At 64.7% G+C, this 21,627-nt stretch carries 14 protein-coding genes and 1 pseudogene; 1 reads left to right on the top strand and 14 read right to left on the bottom strand.

Features of this window, described 5'->3' with window-relative positions; genetic code table 11:
• Positions 1-44: 44 nt before the first annotated feature.
• The 9 genes and pseudogenes from CFB41_RS08435 to CFB41_RS08395 all read right to left on the bottom strand — a co-directional run bounded on the left by CFB41_RS08435 (position 45) and on the right by CFB41_RS08395 (position 11,398).
• Positions 45-2,759, bottom strand: a complete 2,715-nt coding sequence (locus tag CFB41_RS08435) for a fimbria/pilus outer membrane usher protein (protein ID WP_256940893.1) — start codon at positions 2,757-2,759, stop codon at positions 45-47.
• Between the two features lie 90 nt (positions 2,760-2,849).
• Complete coding sequence (locus tag CFB41_RS08430) at positions 2,850-3,605, bottom strand: molecular chaperone (protein ID WP_089456172.1); 756 nt, start codon at positions 3,603-3,605, stop codon at positions 2,850-2,852.
• 24 nt (positions 3,606-3,629) lie between these two features.
• Entirely contained in the window at positions 3,630-4,208 is a 579-nt protein-coding gene (locus tag CFB41_RS08425; protein WP_089456171.1) for a fimbrial protein, read from the bottom strand.
• A gap of 696 nt (positions 4,209-4,904) precedes the next feature.
• A pseudogene (locus CFB41_RS08420) lies at positions 4,905-5,174 on the bottom strand (alpha/beta hydrolase); the annotation flags it as partial.
• Positions 5,175-5,446: 272 nt separating this feature from the next.
• Positions 5,447-6,973, bottom strand: coding sequence for an agmatine/peptidylarginine deiminase (locus tag CFB41_RS08415; protein ID WP_089456170.1), 1,527 nt, complete (start codon positions 6,971-6,973; stop codon positions 5,447-5,449).
• A 150-nt stretch (positions 6,974-7,123) separates the two neighbouring features.
• Positions 7,124-8,236 carry an agmatine/peptidylarginine deiminase gene (locus tag CFB41_RS08410; protein ID WP_089456169.1) on the bottom strand — a complete coding sequence of 371 codons (1,113 nt, stop codon included), beginning with the start codon at positions 8,234-8,236 and terminating at the stop codon, positions 7,124-7,126.
• Between the two features lie 76 nt (positions 8,237-8,312).
• On the bottom strand, positions 8,313-9,425 hold the full coding sequence (locus CFB41_RS08405) for a polyamine ABC transporter substrate-binding protein (protein WP_089456168.1): 1,113 nt from the start codon (positions 9,423-9,425) through the stop codon (positions 8,313-8,315).
• Between the two features lie 10 nt (positions 9,426-9,435).
• On the bottom strand, positions 9,436-10,350 hold the full coding sequence (gene aguB, locus CFB41_RS08400) for an N-carbamoylputrescine amidase (protein ID WP_089456167.1): 915 nt from the start codon (positions 10,348-10,350) through the stop codon (positions 9,436-9,438).
• A 46-nt stretch (positions 10,351-10,396) separates the two neighbouring features.
• Positions 10,397-11,398, bottom strand: a complete 1,002-nt coding sequence (locus CFB41_RS08395) for an agmatine/peptidylarginine deiminase (RefSeq protein WP_256940977.1) — start codon at positions 11,396-11,398, stop codon at positions 10,397-10,399.
• Between the two features lie 137 nt (positions 11,399-11,535).
• Here CFB41_RS08395 and CFB41_RS08390 point away from each other — a divergent pair, with 137 nt between their 5' ends.
• On the top strand, positions 11,536-12,465 hold the full coding sequence (locus CFB41_RS08390; RefSeq protein ID WP_089456165.1) for a LysR family transcriptional regulator: 930 nt from the start codon (positions 11,536-11,538) through the stop codon (positions 12,463-12,465).
• A gap of 87 nt (positions 12,466-12,552) precedes the next feature.
• On the opposite strand, the gene CFB41_RS08385 is transcribed toward CFB41_RS08390, so the two are convergent.
• The 5 genes from CFB41_RS08385 to CFB41_RS08360 form a co-directional block, all read right to left on the bottom strand.
• Complete coding sequence (locus tag CFB41_RS08385) at positions 12,553-13,857, bottom strand: MFS family transporter (protein WP_089456164.1); 1,305 nt, start codon at positions 13,855-13,857, stop codon at positions 12,553-12,555.
• A 234-nt stretch (positions 13,858-14,091) separates the two neighbouring features.
• On the bottom strand, positions 14,092-15,771 hold the full coding sequence (locus CFB41_RS08380; protein WP_089440032.1) for a SpoVR family protein: 1,680 nt from the start codon (positions 15,769-15,771) through the stop codon (positions 14,092-14,094).
• Positions 15,768-17,036, bottom strand: coding sequence for a YeaH/YhbH family protein (locus tag CFB41_RS08375; RefSeq protein ID WP_089456163.1), 1,269 nt, complete (start codon positions 17,034-17,036; stop codon positions 15,768-15,770). The genes CFB41_RS08380 and CFB41_RS08375 overlap by 4 nt, the downstream gene beginning before the upstream one ends.
• 125 nt (positions 17,037-17,161) lie before the next feature.
• A complete protein-coding gene (locus CFB41_RS08370; protein WP_011351905.1) occupies positions 17,162-19,084 on the bottom strand; it encodes a PrkA family serine protein kinase in 1,923 nt (640 codons plus the stop codon).
• 553 nt (positions 19,085-19,637) lie between these two features.
• The gene (locus tag CFB41_RS08360) at positions 19,638-21,404 is read right to left on the bottom strand and encodes a methyl-accepting chemotaxis protein (RefSeq protein WP_089456600.1); all 1,767 of its coding nucleotides are present in this window, start codon (positions 21,402-21,404) and stop codon (positions 19,638-19,640) included.
• Positions 21,405-21,627 lie beyond the last annotated feature (223 nt).

Genomic DNA, 21,627 nt, shown 5'->3' with positions numbered 1-21,627 from the left:
GGATAACCACCGGTGCGGGCAGGAAATCGTGACCGTGCATCGACCTATTGCCCCTCGCCACGGCCTGGAGCGACCGGCGCCGTCACGGGGATCGCACGGCAGACGCGCGTCAGCGTCACGTAGCCGCGCGCGGTCCGCTCCTGCGGCGACACCGAGTAGTCGATCACGCACTGCTGATCAGCCCGCGCGCCCCATTCGACGCGAATTTGCCCGTCGTCGTCGGCGCTGCGCGCCAGCAGGCGACTGCCCTGCCCGACCGCGCCCAGCGTGGCGCCGGTGCGGGCATCGAGCGCGCGCGCCGCGAACGGCAGCGGCCGGCCGTCCTCGGTCTGCGCGTCGATCAGCAGCGCGCGCGCCTTCAGCGTGTCGTATGACAGCATGACGACCGATCCCGAGCGCGGCGCGACGCTGCGCGATGTCGTCTTGAGTTCGACATCGTCCGGAATATCCTTCGGATCGAGGTTGACCTGGTTGAGCTGATACGGTGTGAGGCTCGGCACGATCGCGTAGCCGAACCGATTGACGCGTGCGTTCGTGTTCGCCACCAGTGCGCCGCGCGCATGCGGCGCATGCACGACGCCGATCGTCTCGCTCAGGGTAGGCGCGAGCGTCAGCCCGCCCGGGTGCAGCACCACGGCGCCCGCCGCGTTCGCCGACGCCTGCTGATAGTCGCGCCCGATGCCGACGTTCGCTGACACGGACGCGACCGGCAGTTGATAGCCCACGCCGAAACTGCCCGACGACGCGCGGTTGTTGCCGTCGTAGCTCGACGACAGCGAGTACGATCCGTCGCCGCGCTCGCCGAAACGCCCGGCCACGCTCGCCGTGGCACTCGTGCCGTTGCTGCTGTCACGGGTCATCAGCGTGCTGAAGATCGGTGCGCGCCGCGAGTCGCGTCCGAGCGGAATCGAAACGTTCACGCTGACGAGCGTGCTGCCCGCCCCGCCGCCGAACGACGCGTAACGGGTGGACAGGTTGCGCACGCGCTGCACCGACGCCGTCACGGTCGCATCGCGCCATTGCGTGCTGTAGCCGAGCGTGAAGCTCAGCGATTGCCCGCCTCCCGCCCAGTAGCTGAGCGCCGATCCGTTCGCGTAGACGCTGCCCGATCGCCCGATCTGCTGACTCACGTTGAGATCGACCCGATTGCGCAGTCGCGCGAATGCGTCGGCGCCCACGCGCTGATCGCTCCGGCCGTTCAGTATCAACGCATCGCGCAGGCCGAGATAGCCTTTGGTCGAGTAGCGATACGCGAGCAGCGAAAAGTTCGTGCCGCTGTTCGGCAGGTTCTTGCTGTAAGACACGCGAATACTCGAACCGCTCAGGCGCTCGGTGCCTGGCGGCTGGGTTCGCGCGATCGTGACGTCCGCGGCGAAGCCGCCGATCGGCGTATTGAGCCCGACGCCCATCAGTACCGACTGGTAGCGGTTCGCAAACGCGGCGCCGCCATAGGCCGTCAGTGCATTGTTGACGCCGCGTTGCACCGTGAACTGGCCGACGTACTGCGTGCCGATGTCGCCGCCGAGTTCGATCGCCCGGCCTGCCATCGCGCTGAACCGTGTGCGGCCGGGACGCAGCAGCTGGACTGTGGTCGCGAACGGCACCACGAAGCTGCGTGTCTCGCCGTTGGCCTCGGTCACGGTCACGTTCAGATCGCCGCCGTAGCTCATCGCCTGCAGGTTGTCGATCGCGAACGGCCCCGGCGCGACGGTCGTCTCGTGAACGAGATAGCCGCGTTGATGGATCGTCACCTTGGCATTCGACTGTGCGACGCCACGCACGACCGGCGCGTAGTAGCGCTGCTCGTCGGGAAGCATCCGGTCGTCACTGTCGATCTGTACACCGCGGAACGACACGGCGTCGAACAGCGCGCCGCTGGTCGAACTCTCGCCGGCCAGCAGTTGCGCGTGCCAGTCGGGCAAATCGGTTTGCGCGTAGATGTAACCGCGCTGATAACGGGCACCGCCGCGCTGCGACCAGGTGAGGTTGCCGTTGTGGCGAATCCGGAACCGCCCGGCGCTGGCCGCCATCGAGAGCCCGGTGTAGAGCTGCGAGGATTCGTAGCCGCTCGAACGCGTCGAGAACACACTGGCGTTGTAGCTCAGCTGTGCGGCCGGCACACCGTTCGTCCAGTTCGCCGGATCGACGTAGCTACTTTGACTGGCGAGGCGCATGTAGAACTGCGGCACCGTCAGATACAGCTTCTGCTCCGCCGCGTCGAACGACAAGGCTGCCCCCGGTACATACCGGGAAGGGGTGTCGCAGATCAACCCGTCGGGCAGCGGATTCGGCGGCTGACTGCCGTCCTGGCCCCGCGCGCTTCGCTCGAGGTCGACACCGGCGCGCTGCAGCAACAGCCGGTCGTAGCAGGGCCGCACGTCATCGTGCGCATCGTGACGGAACGTGATCTGTTCCACGCCGCGCCACTGCCCGTTGACGATCAGGTCTGCACGATGCTGCCCCGGCACGACGGCGTTCGGACGTTCGAACGGTGTCGTATCGATCGCCCCACTGTCGGGGCCGTGCATCAGCATCGAATCGTCGAAATGCGTCTTGCCGGTTGCCGGCGATGCGCCGGCGGTCTCGCGGCGCGCGTCGTCCCGCACGACCGTGTCGACCGTATCCGCGACGGCATTGGCCCCCGACGTCATCGCGACCGACGCAAATACCGAAGCGACTGCCAGCAGGCACGGCCGCTTCGGTAGCCGCGGGGCGAGGTCCGGCGCGCATGAATGATGAAAACCTGCTGAACTGCGCATGTGGATACGTTAATTTCGCATACCGAATCGAAATATCGGGATCGGCATGCGGGGGTCGTGCCTGCTGGATACGTTGCGTGTAAAAACTGCTCAGTCGGTCAGTTTCTTTGTTATCGTGCTGCGCCCGCCGTAGTCGTCGATGGTCATGTAGCGCACGGTCGTCGGGCGATGCGACGGCGCGACACCCGGCAACGGAAAACGCTGGGCACCGAACGGCTCGACCATCCCGCCACCGGCCTCGACGAAGGTGCCGCCTACCTCGCCCTCCACCCTGCCGAACGACACGTAATACGGCGTCGGATTGGATACCTCGAGCGCGACCGGATGCCTGCCCGCGTGCGCCGTACCGTCAGCCACCTTCCAGACCAGCTTGTCCTCCGCCATCGCGACGTCGTTCGCCAGCGCCGAGGGCCGGTAGAACAGCTTGATACGGGTTCGGAAGGCAAAGCGCAGCTGGTTGTCCGCGTCTTGCTGCACCGTCGGCACCTCGAGCACATTCAGCCAGAACACCGATTCGCGGTCGGCGGGCAGCGACGCCTGCATGTTCGTGATGCGCAGGACGGCCCCCCGCCCGGCTTCGACACGCACCAGTGTCGGCGCAACGACGAACGGCGTGCGCATCTTCTCGGGCGGAACGTCGACGCGACCATCGTCGATCCAGCTCTGCGCGAGCACCGGTTCCGTACCGGAATTTTCCATCCGGACCGTCACGTCGCGCGCCCGCTCGGGAAAGATCACGCGGGTACCGTTCAGCAGAAGGGCTGCCTGCGCCAGCGTGGCGCAGGCAGCCCACGCCACGACACAGGTCACGACTCGAAAATAAGGAATGCGAATGGACAATGTCATGACGTGTAACGGGAATGGGACCGGTCAGTGGTAAGCGAGCACGTACCGGATGAACGAGTTGCCGGAACCTGCCTTGATGCCAGCCGGCAAGGCCGTCGACACGTATGCCGCCTTGTAGGTCAGGGTCGCGGTGTTGCTCGCGACGGTCGCAATCTGCGGGTCGGTCTGCGGCGTGCCGAGCATGATCTTGCCGCTCTTGGTGTTACCCGCGTCCTTGATCTGGATTTCGATGCCCTCTGCCGGCCTGGTGCCGATGAGCTTCAGGTTGCCGGTCGACGGGTTGATGTTGACCGACACCGGATCGAATTCCATCACGACCTTCGTGCCGTCAGTACAGCCCGTATTGCCGCCAATCTTTACACTGAACTCGACGTCATTCGACGTCTTGCCGATCGCATCGAACATGGCCGGGTCGACGCGATCGCCCAGTTGCACCTCTTGCCGATTGCTGGAGCCAGGTGCCTGGCCGTTCACGTTGCAGGTGGCGTCGGAAATGCTGCCGTAGAAGGCCAGTTCACCGTCGAACGCGTGGGCAAGCGACGGTACCAGCGCGGCGCTGGCGATGCCTGCTGCAACACAACCCCGAAGCAAGTTCATTTTCATCGTTGGACTTCCTCTCAAATGGATGATTTTTCTCGAAACAGTCCGATCGGCTCAGGATTTTCCAGAGGGCTTGAATTCCCGAAATACAGATCGCATCGCGCCATCTCGAATAAATGAATTTCTATCCTCGAAAAACGACGACTTCGCAATTCTATTGGCCCGGAAATGTTCCTCAAATAGTACGAGTAAGAAATATGAATTCCATTTATCCATTAGGCCGCCTTGTCTTGCGACGATGGTTGTGGCAGGCAAATCGCCGCGACGATTCTCGTGACCGCGACGTATGGCGCATGCCCCACTGGCAATGCGATATCACACGTCGATATAAGAAATAAACAATCAATTTGATTGAGCAAATAATTAAAACAATTCGATATAAACGAGAAAATCTTGAGAATTTTCCATTTCTCAAAATTTCAAAATAAGAAAAGTCAGATCCCCGATCTCCAACACGAATGAGTCGCGCAAGATCGAGAAGCGACGTGTCGATCGGGTTTTCGAAATCGAAATCCCGTCTCGGCGGCGCATTTCACTAGGGTCGCATGCAGTCAAATCGCACACGAACCGGCTGCATGCGGCGCTGCTGGCGGGCAGGAACCTGTTGGCGTATGGAAGGAGTGGAGACCCGTCGCTTCGCGACGAGATGCGCGTTGCCGCACCGGCCCGGAGCGCAGCAACGCGCCGTGCCCTGCTACCTCATCCGGCGAGTGCGATCGCCGCCTCGTCGATCAACGCTGCATCCGCCACCGGTTTCGACGCAAGCGACGCACGGCTTGCATCGAGCGCGATGACCTTGCGCGCGTCCCTGCGCGCCGACATCCGCGGCTGGTTCCCCGGCGCGATCATCCGGTCTTCGCTCGAGATCGGGTACCACGACGGTTTCACGCGGCAGGCCGGCGTATGAATGGTGTCCGCGAAGGTGCTCACCACTGGCGCTTTCTGCGTGACGGCCATCACGAGCGCTTCTCTCCCTGACGTGGCAAGTCATCGATCCGTCACCGGCCCGGCCGATCCGGGCCATCGCGCGGACGTGCAGCAGCCGGCATAGGCGAGCCGCCGTGCGCGACCGCCCCCGCCGAGATCGGCGTGAGACGCGGCGCACCAAAAAAAGACGCCCGCTGCAAGCAGCGGGCGCGAATCCCAGTCAAGGAGGTGTCACACGAACTACAGGCTCAGATTAAGGAATTCGCCCGTCATGGACAACGAATCGATTTCAATATCGATATGACGGGATTCGCTCACGCCGGCACTTCGCGGGTCGAGCAGTGGATGCCGCCGCCGCCCGACGCGATGCCGAGGATGTCGACCTGCACGATCGCGCGACTCCCCGCATACGGCCGGATCGCGGCGACCGCGGCCGCATCGGCCGCCGCGTCGTTGAACTTCGGCATGACGATGGCACCGTTGCAGGCGTAGAAATTGATGTAGCCGGCCGCGAAATTCGTCATCTGCCGGTCGTTCAGCGTCGTGCCGGCCGACGTGCCGAAATTGACCGGCGGCACCAGCTCGACGATCTGCAGCGGCCGGCCGTTCGCATCGGTCTGGCCGGCGAGCCGTTGCCGGTTCGCGTCCGTCAACGCGCGCTCGCCGGTCGAATTCGACGCGTCGTAACAGCACGCGACCACGCCGGGCGCGAGAAAGCGCGCGTAGAAATCGACGTGCCCGTTGGTGATGTCGGTCTCGCCGGCCGGGGTCGCCGCGCCGCCGGCGCCGCCCACGCCGCTGCCGCGCGGATAGGTCGCCGTGCCGGGCAGCCAGATGATCTTCCGCACGCCGAGCGTGCGCTGCAGTTCGGCGAGCACCGTGTCTTTCGCCGTCGGCAGCAGCGTCGCATTCGCGATCACGCCGTTCGGGATGTCGAACAGCTGCGGATTCCGGTTCACGTGCAGCACGGACGATTCGGTGAGGATCGCCGTCGCGTCGCCGTCGAATTCGATCGCGCCGCCTTCGAGCGTCAGCGTGCTGCGGATCAGGCTCGCGCCTTTGCGCTGCGCCATCCAGCCCGCCACCGCGTTGTCGCGACTGAACGGCTGGAAGAACTTGCCCGCCTTCGACCGGTTGCTCGCGGCCGCGACTTCCGGCGGAACCGTCGCGCCCGGGCTCATGCCGGCGCCGTCGGTGTTCGCGTTGCCCCAGCCGTTGAAATTGAAGCCGATCGCATTCAGCGCATCGCCGTTCGTCGTATCCCTGACGAACAGGCACCCCGTGTCGCGCACCCAGAAATCGTTGAAGCCGTCGGCGAGCGGCACGAGGTTGATCCCGCCGGCTCCCGCGGCGCGTGCCGCATAGCGCGCGTGCAGGTCGGGGTTCGCGACGCTCGCGGTCGCGAGCAGCGCGCGGGCCGCGTCGAGATCGGCCGGCAGCACCAGCATGTCGACCGGTTCGGTCGCGCCGATCGCTTTCGCGACGTCCATCAGGTCGGCCCGCACGCGGTCGATGCCGGCATCCGTGCTTTGCGGCGTGACGGGCATCCAGATGCCATCCGCGCCGGACGCAAACGCCATGTAGGTCGACGCGTGCGGCGCATCTTCGGCCGGCAGCCGGTACTGGACCTGCCGCGTCGACGGCGTCGTGCCAGATGTCGTGCCTGGCGACGTGGAAGCCGCGCCGGATGCACCGTCGCCGCCGCCACCGCAAGCGGTCAGGCTGCCCAGCAGCGGCACGCCGATAAAGGCGGCCGAATATCGGATGAAGCCGCGCCGACCGCTATCGGGTGTGCGCTGCATCCGCTTGCCGGTGCTCGCATGGGTACGTCGTTTCATCATGTTTCAACTCCCTTGTGCGGTCGGCGCGCACGCGAGCACGCCGGCTTCCGTCCCGCAAGACGGATTCCGCATTGTTGTCAGTAGTCCGGAATGAACAGCTGCCTACTACGGTCGTACGGGCCGTTCACGCGTGCCGGCCCGCAGCCGCGCTCAGGCCGGCTGCTGTTGCGTCGTGCAGTGGATGCCGCCGCCGCCCGCGGCGATGCCGTCGATGTTCAGCTGGATGATCTCGCGCCCCGGAAACAGGTCGACGAGCGTGTCGCGCGTATTGCGGTCGGCGCGGCTGTCGCCGAACGCCGGCGCGATCACCGCACGATTGCACACGTAGAAGTTGATGTAGCCGGCCGCGAACGCCTCGTTCTCGTATTGATGCCGGACGGACTTCGGCCCCGGCAGCACGACGACTTTCAACGGGCGGCCCTTCGCGTCGGTGGATTTCCGCAGGATCTCCAGATGCTGCCGCGTCACCGCGTGGTCGTATGAAGACGGATCGGTATCGAGCCCGGCCACCACCACACCCGGGCTCGTGAAGCGCGCGTAGAAGTCGGTATGCCCGTCGGTGATGTCCTTGCCCGCGATGCCCGGCAACCAGATGATCTTCTTCAGCCCGAGCAGCCGGCTCAGCTCAGCCTCGCACTGGGCCTGGCTGACGCCCGGATTGCGGTTCCGGTTGAGCACGCAGCTGCGCGTGATGATCGCCGTGCCCTCGCCGTCCACCTCGATGCCGCCGCCTTCGAGCACCAGCCGCGTGTCGAGCAGCCGCGCACCGGCGCACTCCGCCACGAACGGCGCGACTTCCGCATCCTGGTCGTGCTCCTGCTTGTTGCCCCAGCCGTTGAAATTGAAGCTCACGCCGCCGAGCTGGCCCGACGCGTTCTTCACGAACACGGGCCCCGTGTCGCGCATCCACAGATCGTCGACCGGGTGCTGGACGAGCTCGACCGATGAACCGCACAGCCGCGACGCGATCGCATAGTCCTGCTCGCGCACCAGCATCTTGAGCGGCTCGTGCGCGGCGATCGCCTTCGCGATCGCGGCCAGGTTCGCGCGCGCAACGGGCAACAGCCGCGCGCCCCAGATGTCCTCGCTCGGGCCGAACGCCATCCAGGTCGCCGTGTGCGGCGCGCCCTCGTCCGGCATGTGCCAGGTTGCGCCCTGCTGCGCGTGCGCGGTGCGGCCGAGCAACCCGCCCAGCGCGCCGGCGGCCAGCGCCGCCCCCGATACGGACAGGCCGCGTTTCAACAGTTGACGTCTCGTTGTCATGACATTCCTCTTTCGCTTGCCGATTGCTTCGTGTGCTTCGGTGGTTTCAATCGTTCGGCGGCTTCATGATGCGCGGTCACGGCCGCGCCGTCTTGAAGCCGAGCCAGGTCCGGCCTTCCAGACGCATCGCGGCCGGCGATTCGGCGATCGGCGTGAACAGCGTCCGCCGCGTCGCCTCGTCCGGATAGATGCCCGGATCGCGTACCAGCGCCGGGTCCATCAGCTTCAGCGCACCCTGGTTCGCATTCGCGTAGCGCGTCGAATTCGAGATCTTCGCGGTCACGTCCGGACGCAGGATGTAGTTGATGAACGCATGCGCGTTGTCCGGATGCTTCGCGGAGGCCGGAATGACCATCGCGTCGAACCACATCAGGGTGCCGATCCGCGGAATGTCGTACACCACGTCGCGGTTCGGATCGCGCGCCTTCGCCTTCTGCGCGGCCAGGTTGATCGCGCCGGAGAAGCCGACCGTCACGCACAGCTCGCCGTCGATCAGCTCGTTGGCATCGGAGGAATTGACGAACTCGCGGATGTACGGCCGGATCTTCATCAGCATCGCCTGCGCGGCCGCATAGTCCTGCGCGGACGGGTGCATCGGATCGCGGCCGATATAGCGCAGCGCCAGCGGCAGCACGGTGCTCGCGGAATCCTGCAGGCCCAGCCCGCACTTCGCGGCGACGCGCGCCGCGATCTCCGGCTTGAACAGCAGGTCGAGGCTGTCGGCCGGCAGGTCCTTGCCGAGGATCGCGCGCACCCTGGCGCGGTCGTAGCCGACGCCCACGGTGCCCCACATGTACGGCACGCCGTACTGGTTGCTCGGATCGGATTGCGCCATCTGCTTCAGCAGCGACGGATCGAGATACTTCAGGTTCGGCAGCCGGGTCTTGTCGAGCTTGCGAAACACGCCCGCCTGGATCTGCTTGGCCATGAAGTCGTTGGTCGGCCACACGAGGTCATAGCCGCTGTTGCCGGTCAGCAGCTTCGACTGCAGGGTCTCGTCGCTGTCGTACGCGTCGTAGCGCACCTTGATGCCGGTTTCCTTCTCGAAGCCGGCCAGCGTATCCGGCGCGAAGTAATTGCTCCAGTTGTACAGGTTCAGCACCTTCTCGTCGTCGGCGCGGGCCGTGCCGGCCAGCACGCACAGCGCGAGGCCCGGCACCGCGAAGCGCAACCCGGCTTTCCGTTTCATCGGGCCTCCTTCAGCGATAACACGACGACACGCCGTCGCTGGTCAGCAACGTGCGGTACATCTCCGGGCGGCGATCGCGGAAAAAGCCCCACGATTGCCGGTCGGCGCGGATCGCGTCGAGATCGAACGTGTGCACGAGCACGGCTTCATCGGTGCGGTTCGCCTCGGCCCGCTTCTCGCCGGTGTGATCCGCGATGAAGCTCGACCCGTAGAACACGCCCGCGAGCCCCTGCTGCGCCGGATTGCCGTTGCCGAAGCCGACTTCGCGGCCGATCCGGTTCGCGGCCACGACCGGCACCATGTTGGCGGCCGCATGGCCCTGCATCGTGCGCTGCCAGTGGCCGGACGAATCGAACGTGCTGCTGAACGGCTCCGAGCCGATGATGGTCGGAAAGCACAGGATCTCGGCGCCCATCAGCGCGAGGCTGCGCGCCGTCTCCGGGTACCACTGGTCCCAGCAGATGCCGATGCCGATCCGGCCGAAGCGCGTGTCCCACACCTTGAAGCCGGTGTCGCCCGGCGTGAAATAGAACTTCTCCGTATAGCCCGGCCCGTCCGGGATATGTGTCTTGCGATAGACGCCGAGCACGCGCCCGTCTGCATCGGCCACGGCGATCGAGTTGTACGCGGCATTGCCCGCACGCTCGAAGAAGCCGATCGGCAGCACGATGCCGAGCTCGCCGGCCAGCGCCGCGAACCGGGCGATCTGCGCGTTGCCTTCGAACGGCTGCGCGAGTTCGAGATGGCGCACGTTCTGGTCGAGGCAGAAGTACGGCATCGCAAACAGTTCCGGGCACAGCACGAGATTCGCGCCCTGTGCGGCGGCCGCGCGGATCAGGCGCTCCGCGGTGGCCATGTTGTCTTCGAGATTCCAGCTGCCCGACGCCATCTGGACGGCGGCGACGGTGATGTGTTTGGACGGCATTGCGATGGCTCCTCGGTGGGATCGGAAACCGCTGACGAAACGTCGCTCAGTGCGCGACGGACGGCTGCTGCTGCGTCGAGCAGTGGATGCTGCCGCCGCCGATCGACAATGTCGGAATCGGCAGCATCTCCACGTTACGCCCGGGGAACGCGCGGCTGAATGCCTCGCGCGCCGCCTGATCCTGCTCGACGCCGAACGCGGACACGATCACCGCGCCGTTCACCAGAATGTAGTTCGCGTAGCAATCGCAGTAGCGCTCGGAGCCGAAGCGTTCGGTGACGATCGGCGACGGCAGGTCGAGCAGCTCGAAGCGACGCCCCGCCGCATCGGTTGCCAGCTCCAGCGCGCGACGGTTTTCCCGCATCACGTGAAAATAGTCGCCCTGCTCCGGTAGCGCCGTCTGGCACAGCATCCGGCCGGGGGCGATGAACGACGCGATGCCGTCCACGTGCCCGTTCGTCTCCACTTCGTCGGGATTGCCCGGCAGCCAGATGATCTTCTCGACGCCCAGCATCCGGCGCAGCTCCGCCTCGATCTCCGCGCGGCTCAAGTGCGGATTGCGATTCGGATGCAGCAGGCAGCTCTCGGTGGTGACCAGCGTGCCCTGCCCGTCGACATAAAACGCGCCGCCCTCCAGCACCAGGTGCGAATTGAAGATCTCCGCGCCCGCCGCACGGGCGATGTCCTGCCCGGCCTGCTGGCAGCCGTCGTACGGCTGGTACTTCTCGCCCCAGCAGTTGAAGCGGAACACGGCCGCGCCCAGCCCGCGCTGTTCGCTCACCAGGAAGACCGGCCCGCAGTCGCGCAGCCAGTTGTCCTCCGCCGCGACCGGCAGCACGTCGACGCTCGCGCCGACCATCTCGCGCGCGGCGTCGGCCTGGCTGTGGTGCGCGGCCACCACGCAGCGCTGGTAGCGGGCGATCGTCCGCGCGACCAGCGCGAATTCGCGGCACACCTGCGCGTAATGGCTCCCCCACAGATCCTCGCGATCGTGGAGAACCGGCCATCCGAGCCACGTGGCGTCCATGGATTCCCATTCCGCGGGCATCCGGTAACCGCGCTGGCGAGCATCAAAGCGACCCATCGTTCCGTCTCCGTTGTGATTGATGGCCGATTGTGCGTCAGGTTAAACTTGATGAATATTGATATTTCTTGGCCGAATCAATCAATTCACCTCATACCTCGATGCAACGCGTTCCGTCCCTGAAACTGCTGACCGGCTTCGAAGCCGCGGCCCGATTGGGCAATTTCTCGCGGGCGGCCGATGAGCTGCACCTGTCGCAATCGGCGATCAGCCATCAGATCCAGCAGCTCGAAGCACAACTCGGGCAGCCGCTATTCCGCCGGCGCGGCCGCGGCGTCGAACTGACCATCGCCGGCGAGGTTCTGCAGCGCAGCGTGCAGCGCGCGATGGACACGTTGCGCGGCGGCCTCGACCGCATCGCGACCTACCTGAACCCGGGGCTCGTCGTGCTGGTGTGTCCCGCGCCGTTGCTGCACGGCTGGCTGCAGCCGCGCCTCGAGCAGTTGCAGCAGGCACTGCCCGACCTGTGCCCACTGCTGTCGACCGACGAAACCGCGCGCTACGTCGACGAAATCGACGTCGACATGACGATCGGCACGCGGCCGATGCTGCAGCCCGGCCTGCTCGATATCCCGTTCATGCGGGACGAATGGGTGACGGTGTGCGCGACGCCGCTGGCGGAACGACTCGAACGCGTGCCGCGCGACGCGCACCCGCTGCACGCGGGCGTCATCTGTCTCGAAGCCAGCCTGACCGACGAGCGCTTGGCGACGGTGTTCTGCGAGCAGCTGTCGGCGTTCCGGATGCATGCGATCTACGACGACCAGCGGCTCGTGCTGGACGCCGTGCTGCGCGGCCGCGGCATCGCGTGCCTGCCGCGCCTCGTCGCGCAGGCGGGCATCGACCAGCGCACGCTGACCGTGCTCGCCGATTACCCGCGCCTGCCCGGCACCACGTGGTGGCTGTCGCGCATGGAAGGCCCGTCGCGCTCGCCGATCGTCGAGCGGATGTTCGAATGGCTGGTCGAGCAAGGCAGCCTGTCGAGCGCATCCGATCCGGCGACCGACCAGGCGCCGCCACCGCCCGCGTAATCGCACGCCGCAAAAAAAAACGTCCCGCCGGGTGGCGGGACGTTCGTCATGATGCGCATGCGCTCAATGCGCACACTGCGCAGCCGATCACGGCTCGTGACGCAGATACCCTTCCTTGCTCGGATCGCGCATCTGCCACGACACGAGCAGCGAGATCGCGCACAGCACGGTCACGTACCAGTAGAAGGTTTCCTCGCTGCCGATCGACTTGAACCACAGCGCGACGTACTCGGCGGAACCGCCGAAGATCGCGTTCGCGACCGCGTACGACAGGCCGACGCCCATCGCGCGCACTTCCGGCGGGAACATCTCGGCCTTGATCAGGCCGCTGATCGACGTGTAGAAGCTGACGATCGCGAGCGCGACGGTGATCAGCACGAATGCGGCGACCGGGCTCGTCACGTCCTTCAGCGCATGCATCAGCGGCACCGTGCCGATCACCGCGAACGAACCGAACAGGATCATCGACGTGCGGCGGCCGATCTTGTCGGACAGCGCGCCGAACACCGGCTGCATCAGCATGTAGACGAGCAGCGCGACGGTCATCACGTTGCTGGCCGTCTTCGCATGCATGCCGGCCGTGTTCACGAGGTACTTCTGCATGTACGTCGTGAACGTGTAGAAGATCAGCGAGCCGCCGGCCGTGAAGCCGACCACCGTGAAGAACGCGCCCTTGTGCTGCCACACGCCGCGAATCGTGCCCGCGTTTTTCTTGTCGCGCGATTCGGTCGTCGACGTCTCGTCGAGCGACTTGCGCAGGTACAGCGAGATCAGCGCGGCCGCCGCGCCGACCACGAACGGAATGCGCCAGCCCCACGCCTTCAGTTCGTCGGCCGACAGCGTCTGCTGAAGGATCACGAGCACGAGCAGCGCGCACAGCTGGCCGCCGATCAGCGTCACGTACTGGAACGACGCGAAGAAGCCGCGGCGGCCCTTCAGCGCCACCTCGCTCATGTAGGTCGCGCTCGTGCCGTATTCGCCGCCCACCGACAGCCCCTGGAACAGCCGCGCGATCAGCAGCAGCGCCGGCGCGAGCGCGCCGATCTGCGCATAGGTCGGCAGCACCGCGATCACGAGCGAGCCGCCGCACATCATCAGCACCGAGATCATCATCGCGTTGCGGCGGCCGTGACGGTCGGCGATGCGGCCGAACAGCCAGCCGCCGATCGGACGCATCAGGAAGCCGGCCGCGAACACACCGGCCGTGTTCAGCAGCTGCGTCGTCGTGTTGCCGCTCGGGAAGAACGCCGGCGCGAAGTACAGCGCGCAGAACGAGTAGATGTAGAAGTCGAACCACTCGACGAGGTTGCCCGACGAGGCGCCGACGATGGCGAACACGCGCCGCCGGGTGTCATGCGCGGACAGCGCAGCTTGGTCGGTCTGGACGTCCATGGATTGGTCAGTTCCTTTTTAGTGCTTTCTGGGCGAGACGGCTGGGGGCCGCCGCGTGCGATCGTACGTGGCACCGGTTCCGGCGCACGGCGCTACGGAATTTTAGCGAAATGTAAAGTAACGGGCTCTCCGGGTTCGTCCCGATGTAGAAAATTTTTCTCCCGCCACGCGCTCGTCATATGAAAACGCCAGCCGCAAGGCTGGCGTCCGATGCAAACATTCCGCAGGCGACGCTCAGATCCGCACCTCCGGCGGCACGTAGCGGCACTCGTAGCGCTTGCGCACGGTGCCGGCCTCATCGACGCTTTCCAGGAACACGTCGAATTGCCAGAGCCGCGCCATGTGCTTGAGCACCTCGTCGCTGTCGTTCGACAGGTGGCGGTTGTCGGTCATGAAGTGGCGCAGCGTGAGACTGCGATCCCCGCGCGTATTCACCGCCCACACCTGGATGTTCGGCTCGCGGTGATGGATGTCGTACTGCCGCGACAGCGCCTGCCGCACGTACTGGTAGCCCGAATCGTCGTGGATCGCCGACACCTCGAGCGAATCGCGCATGTCGTCGTCGAGCACCGAGAAGAGCCGCATGTCACGGATCAGGCTTGGCGACAGGTACTGCGCGATGAAGCTCTCGTCCTTGAAGTTGCGCATCGCATAGTGCATCGCCGGCAGCCACGGGGTGCCCGCGATCTCCGGAAACCACTTGTAGTCCTCTTCCGTCGGCGCTTCGCAGATCCGCCGGATGTCGCTCATCATCGAGAAGCCGAGCGCATACGGGTTGATCCCGCTGTAGTACGGCTTCGTGACGGGCGGCTGGTAGACCACGTTGCTGTGCGAGTGCAGGAACTCCATCATGAAGCTGTCTTCCAGCTTCCCCTGGTTGTACAGCGTGTTCAGCAGCGTGTAGTGCCAGAACGTCGCCCAGCCTTCGTTCATCACCTGCGTCTGCCGCTGCGGGTAGAAATACTGGCCGATCTTGCGCACGATGCGGATCACTTCCCGCTCCCACGGCTCGAGCAGCGGCGCATTCTTCTCCGCGAAATACAGCAGGTTCTCCTGCGGCTCGGGCGGATAGCGCTCTTCCTGTTCTTCCATCAGCTCGGGCTTCTTGCCCGGCAGCGTGCGCCACAACTCGTTCACCTGCGACTGCAGGTACGCCTCGCGCTCGCGCCGCAGCGCGGCTTCCTTCGACAGCGAAGGCTTCTGCGGCCGCTTGTAGCGGTCGACGCCGTAGTTCATCAGCGCATGGCACGAATCGAGCAGTTCCTCGACGCGATCGAGGCCGTAGCGCTCCTCGCATTCCGCGACGTAGTTCTTCGCGTACACGAGATAGTCGATGATCGCGTGCGCGTCGGTCCACAGCCGGAACAGGTAGTTGCCCTTGAAGAACGAGTTGTGCCCGTACGCCGCGTGCGCGATGACGAGCGCCTGCATCGTCATCGTGTTCTCTTCCATCAGGTACGCGATGCACGGGTTCGAGTTGATGACGATTTCGTACGCGAGCCCCATCTGGCCGCGACGGTAGCTCTTCTCGGTCGACAGGAAATGCTTGCCGAACGACCAGTGACGGTAGTTGACGGGCATCCCGACCGACGCATACGCGTCCATCATCTGCTCGGCGCTGATCAGTTCGAGCTGGATCGGGTAGATATCGAGCTCGTATTGTTCGGCAACCTGCGAGATGTGCGTGTCGTATTCCTCGAGCAGTTCGAACGTCCAGTCGGACGGGCACGGCAGCGGCTTGCGTTCGGCAACGTTCATACGCGCTTCCTTTCGCCCGGAGCCGGGCAAGTCGGCGGCCGGCGGCGGCGGTTCGGCCTGCCCGCGTTGCTGCGATGCGGCAGGGCCGGCCGTGTCGTCGCCGGAGGGGCGCGGCGCATAGCCGCGCGACTCGTTGTGCAGATGGCGGGTCGTCATGACATTTCCACCTGCTTTTCGAACAATTCGCGAAACACCGGGTAGATGTCGGCAGCCGATTCCACTTTTTTCATCGCGAGATGCGGCTGCGACAAGGCCAGTTGCGCGTATTCCAGCCACAGGTTCTGCTCTTCCGGCGCGACCTGGATATACGCGAAGTAACGCGTCTTCGTGAGGATATCCTCTTCCAGGATTTTGCGACACTTGGGCGAATCGTCGGTCCAGTTGTCGCCGTCGGACGCCTGCGCGCCGTAGATGTTCCACTCGGTCGGCGAGTAGCGCTCGTTCATCACCTTGCGCATCAGCTCGAGCGCGCTCGACACCACCGTGCCGCCGCTCTCGGTCGAATGGAAGAAGGTGTCTTCGTCGACTTCCTCGGCACGCGTGTGGTGACGGATGAACACGACCTCGATGCGCTCGTAGTTCCGCTTGAGGAACAGGTAAAGCAGGATGAAGAAGCGCTTCGACAGATCCTTGCGCTGCTCGTCCATCGAGCCCGACACGTCCATCAGGCAGAACATCACGGCCTGGCTCGACGGTTGCGGCTGCTTCACGCGGTTGATGTAGCGCAGGTCGAACGGATCGATGAACGGAATCCGCCAGATGCGCCCCTTCAGGTGATGGATCTCGGCCTCGAGCACCGCGATCTCCGCGCGCCGGTCTTCCGGATCGCGCTTCATTGCCTCGAGCTGCGCCTCGAGTTCGCGCAACTCGTTGACGAGTGGCGAGCCGAGCGCGATGCGACGCCCGAGCGCGCTGCGCAGCGAACGCACGACGTCGATGTTGTTCGGCGTGCCTTCCGCCGACCAGCCCGCGCGCACGTTCTTCCAGCTCGGCACCGTCAGCAGGTGCGTCTTCACGAGGCGCGGAAGTTCGAGATCGTCGAAGAAGTACTGCATGAACTCGTCACGCGACAACTCGAACACGAAGTCGTCCTGCCCTTCGCCCTCGTTGCTCGCCTGACTGCCGCCCCCGCCCGAGCCGCCCTGCGGACGCGGGATCTTGTCGCCGCGCACGTAGTCCTCGTTGCCGGGGTGCACGTATTCACGACGTCCGCCAGGGGCGTGCCGAAAATTCGGCTCCGCGATGTCCTTGCGCGGAATCGTGATGCTTTGCGTGCTCTGGATATCCTTGATGCTACGGTCGCGCACCGCATCGGACACGGCGCGACGAATGTAGTTCTTGACGCGACGCAGAAAGCGTTCGCGGTTGGCGATACTCTTGTTCTTGCCGGCCAGCCTGCGGTCGATGATTTGATGAAGCACTCCCGGTCTCCCGCTCGAAAGTCGATATGCCGGGACGCTCGCCGCACATGCCGTCTCCCGTCATGCGGGCGGCGTCTCTGAAAACACCCGTACGGCGACGCCGTACGGGCGCGGTACCGCGCGTGTCATGACGACTTGCGCACGCGCAGGTACCAGTCGCAAAGCAGCCTCACCTGCTTCGGCGTATAGCCCTTCGCGACCATCCGGTTCACAAAGTCCTCATGCTTGCGCTGCTCCTCCGCCGAACCCTTGGCGTTGAACGAAATCACCGGCAACAGTTCCTCGGTGTTCGAGAACATCTTCTTCTCGATCACGACGCGCAACTTCTCGTAGCTCGTCCACACGGGGTTCTTGCCGGCATTCGCCGCCCGTGCACGCAACACGAAGTTCACGATCTCGTTGCGGTAATCCTTCGGATTGCTGATGCCGGCCGGCTTCTCGATCTTCTCCAGTTCCGCGTTCAGCGCGGCGCGGTCGAAGCTCTCGCCCGTGTCGTGATCGCGGAATTCCTGGTCCTGGATCCAGAAGTCCGCATACGTGACGTAGCGGTCGAAGATGTTCTGGCCGTACTCCGAATACGACTCGAGGTAGGCCGTCTGGATCTCCTTGCCGATGAATTCCGCGTAGCGCGACGCGAGCACGTCCTTCACGAAGGACAGGTACTTCTGCTCGGTTTCCGGCGGGAACTGCTCGCGTTCGATCTGCTGTTCGAGCACGTACATCAGGTGCACGGGGTTGGCCGCCACCTCGCTCGAATCGAAGTTGAACACGCGCGACAGGATCTTGAACGCGAAGCGTGTCGACACGCCCGTCATCCCTTCGTCCACGCCAGCGTAGTCGCGGTATTCCTGGTACGACTTCGCCTTCGGATCGGTGTCCTTCAGGTTCTCGCCGTCATACACCTGCATCTTCGAGAACAGGCTCGAATTCTCCGGCTCGTGCAGGCGCGACAGCACCGAGAACTGCGACATCATCTTCAGCGTGCCCGGCGCGCACACGGCTTCGGCCAGCGACGAGTTGCGGATCAGCTTCTCGTAGATCTTGGTCTCTTCCGACACGCGCAGGCAGTACGGCACCTTCACGACGAAGATCCGGTCGAGCAGTGCCTCGTTGTTGCGGTTGTTGCGGAACGCCTTCCACTCCGACTCGTTCGAGTGCGCGAGGATGATCCCGTCGAACGGAATCGCGCCGAAGCCCTCGGTGCCCTTGAAGTTGCCTTCCTGCGTGGCGGTGAGCAGCGGGTGCAACACCTTGATCGGCGCCTTGAACATTTCGACGAACTCGAGCAGCCCCTGGTTCGCCAGGCACAGGCCGCCCGAGTAGCTGTACGCGTCGGCGTCGTCCTGCGCGTACTGTTCGAGCTTGCGGATATCGACCTTGCCGACCAGCGACGAGATGTCCTGGTTGTTCTCGTCACCCGGCTCCGTCTTCGCGATGCCGACCTGCCGCAGGATCGACGGATAGCGGCGCACCACGCGAAACTGGCGGATGTCGCCGTTGTATTCGTGCAGCCGCTTGACGGCCCACGGACTCAGGATGTTCTTCAGGTAGCGGCGCGGAATGCCGTACTGTTCCTCGAGGATCGGACCGTCTTCGTCGTAGTCGAACAGCCCGAGCGGCGATTCGTTGACGGGCGAACCCTTCAGCGAATAGAACGGCACGCGCTCCATCAGTTGCTTCAGACGCTCGGCGATCGACGACTTGCCGCCGCCCACCGGGCCAAGCAGATAGAGGATCTGCTTCTTCTCTTCGAGCCCTTGCGCAGCGTGTCGGAAGTAGGCGACCACCTGCTCGATCACCTCCTCCATTCCGTAGAACTCACGGAATGCGGGATAGACCTTGATGACCTTGTTCGCAAAGATCCGCGACAGGCGCGGGTCGTTGCGGGTATCGATGTGTTCAGGTTCCCCGATTGCTTCCAGCATGCGTTCACCAGCCGTCGCGTACGCGGATGGATCGTTCTTGCAGAGCGCGAGATACTCCTCCAGCGAGAGCTCTTCCTCTCGCGTTTTTTCGAAGCGGTTCGCGAAGCTGCTGTAAATATCCATGCTACCTCCCTCGCCTGAGTCTGAAGACGTGCCTGCCTTCGTACGACTGCGCAGAAGCAAGCGCGTTCGAATTCATCCTAAACCCTTTCTTATTTTTTTTCACGAACTCTTCGTATGAAGTTCGTCATTCTCGACAACACCGCTTGGACAACACATTTCGTCGTTTTACAATCGACCTCCCGAGCCGCAGAAACTGCATCCGTCGCGTCTCGTCGAACAACGGAACGTCTTGTGTGTTGGACATATCCGACGTCGTCACCTCTCCCCTTCATCCCTATACGTTCGAGCGGTCGTTTTCGACGACACGTTGTGCGCACCGTTACAAATTTTTTTCGCAGCGCCCTTACGGAAATACCCGTACGACGGATGCGGGAACATGACGCACCACCTGTGCACGCATCCTTCGACGCATGTTTCACCCTGCATGCGACGCCGCACGATCGTCGTTCATGCCCGTCGCCTGTCACATTATTTCCATCACGGAAACGACGACGCCCGCATGTCGCGGGCGTCGTTCGTCACCAAATGGGGATAGATGCGCGATGCGCGCGAATCAGAAGGTTTCCCAATCGTCCGCGCCGGCGGTAGCGGCCGCTTGCGCGGGCGCCGCTGGAGCAGCGACGGGCTTGCGTGCCGGCGCCGCTGCGGCGACGCGTTTCGGTGGTGCGTCGCGCTCGTCGCGCACGGCAGCCTGGACGGGCACCGCGACCGTTGCCGCGGCCGCACGCGGCGCGTGACGTACGGACACCGGTGTCGAGACACCCGGGCGTGCGTCGTCTTCATTGAGCTGGAAGACCGCTGCCGTTTCACGCAGGCGCCCGGCCTGTTCGTCGAGCGATTGCGCGGCAGCCGCGGCTTCCTCGACGAGCGCCGCATTCTGCTGCGTGACCTCGTCCATCTGCGCGACCGCGCGCGCCACCTGGTCGATCCCGCCGCTCTGCTCCTCGGAGGCCGCCGCGATCTCGCCCATGATGTCCGTCACGCGCTGCACCGCACCGATCACGTCGCTCATCGTGCGCCCTGCTTCGTCGACCAGCGTGGAACCCGAGCGAATGCGCTCCACCGACGCGTCGATCAGCGCCTTGATCTCCTTGGCCGCGGCCGACGAACGCTGGGCCAGGCTGCGCACCTCGCCCGCGACGACCGCGAAACCGCGGCCTTCCTCGCCTGCCCGCGCCGCCTCGACTGCGGCATTCAGCGCAAGAATGTTGGTCTGGAACGCGATTCCTTCAATGATCGCGATGATGTCGGCGATCTTCGCCGAGCTGTCGTTGATCTCGCCCATCGTGCCGACCACCTGGCCGACCACCGTATTACCCTTGTTTGCAATCTCCGACGCGTTCGCGGCCAGCGAACTCGCCTGGCGTGCATTGTCCGCGTTCTGTTTCACGGTGCCGGTCAGCTGCTCCATGCTCGACGCGGTTTCCTGCAGCGCCGCGGCCTGTTCCTCGGTGCGCGACGACAGGTCGATGTTACCGGCCGCGATCTGGCGCGCCGCGGTCGCGATCGACTCGCTGCCGCCGCGCACGGTGCGCACCGTGTCGACGAGCCCGCGCTGCATCTTGCCGAGGCCTTCGAGAAGCTGGCCCATCTCGTCACGGCGATCCACGACGATCGGCCGGCGCAGGTCGCCGGCGGCAATCGCGTCGAAATGCGCGAGCGCGTCGGCAATCGGACGGCCGATCGCGCGGCTCAGCGTCAGCCACGACACGACCGCGGCGGCAAGGCCGGCCACCAGCGCGACAATCGCCAACACGCGCACCGTGTCGAACGCCGATTCCGCACGGTCGAAACCGGCTTGCGCATCGGTGAACTGGAAGTTGCGCAGCGCCTCGCTCGCCACCGAGAGGTCGTTGTAGCTCGCCTGGAGCTGCTTCGCGCCTTCGCCGATCCGGTCGGCCTGATTTGCCGCGATCACGCTCGCGAACGCGTCACACGCGTGCTGCAACGCCTGCCGCTTCGCGGCGACGTCCTGCGCGAGCCGGTCTTCCTCCGGGCCGCGCGGCAACGCGAGGTATTTCTGCCACCACGTGTCGGACTGCGCGCGCATCGCGCGGCTTCGTTCGACGGCCGCCGCCGCGTCGGGTGTGCCGGCCAGCAGCGCCCCACGGTCGAGCGCCAGGCGTTCGCGCGCAGCGTAGATCTCGGCCACCGAAACGTCGACCGCGCTAGGCATCTGGTTCGTGAAAATATCGCGCGTCGTGTCGTTCGCGCGCGTCATGCCGTACACGCCAAGCGCGCCGATCACCCCCAGGAGTACCGCCAGAAACGCCATCGTGAGACCGATGCGCGCACGAATCGTCAGGTTTTTGAACACCATCATCCTTCCTGTGTTGCGTCGTGATGGACGGGACAGCCCGTCGCTTCGAAGCATTGCTTCACTTGGTGCATTTACGACCACGCACCGCACAACTTGATGGTGTTTCCGCTATTTTTTCGAATTATTCGTCTGTTTATTACAAATAGCTAAATGAATAATGCGTGTTTCAGCGTGGGTTTGGAAGCCAAGGGAGGGGCGGCGCTCCGCTGCCGGCGCGCGTCGC

This window comes from Burkholderia sp. AU33803, assembly GCF_002223095.1.
GTDB lineage: Bacteria > Pseudomonadota > Gammaproteobacteria > Burkholderiales > Burkholderiaceae > Burkholderia.
Note: the sequence above shows the minus strand (reverse complement) of the source record. Positions and strands in the feature narration are given on the sequence as shown.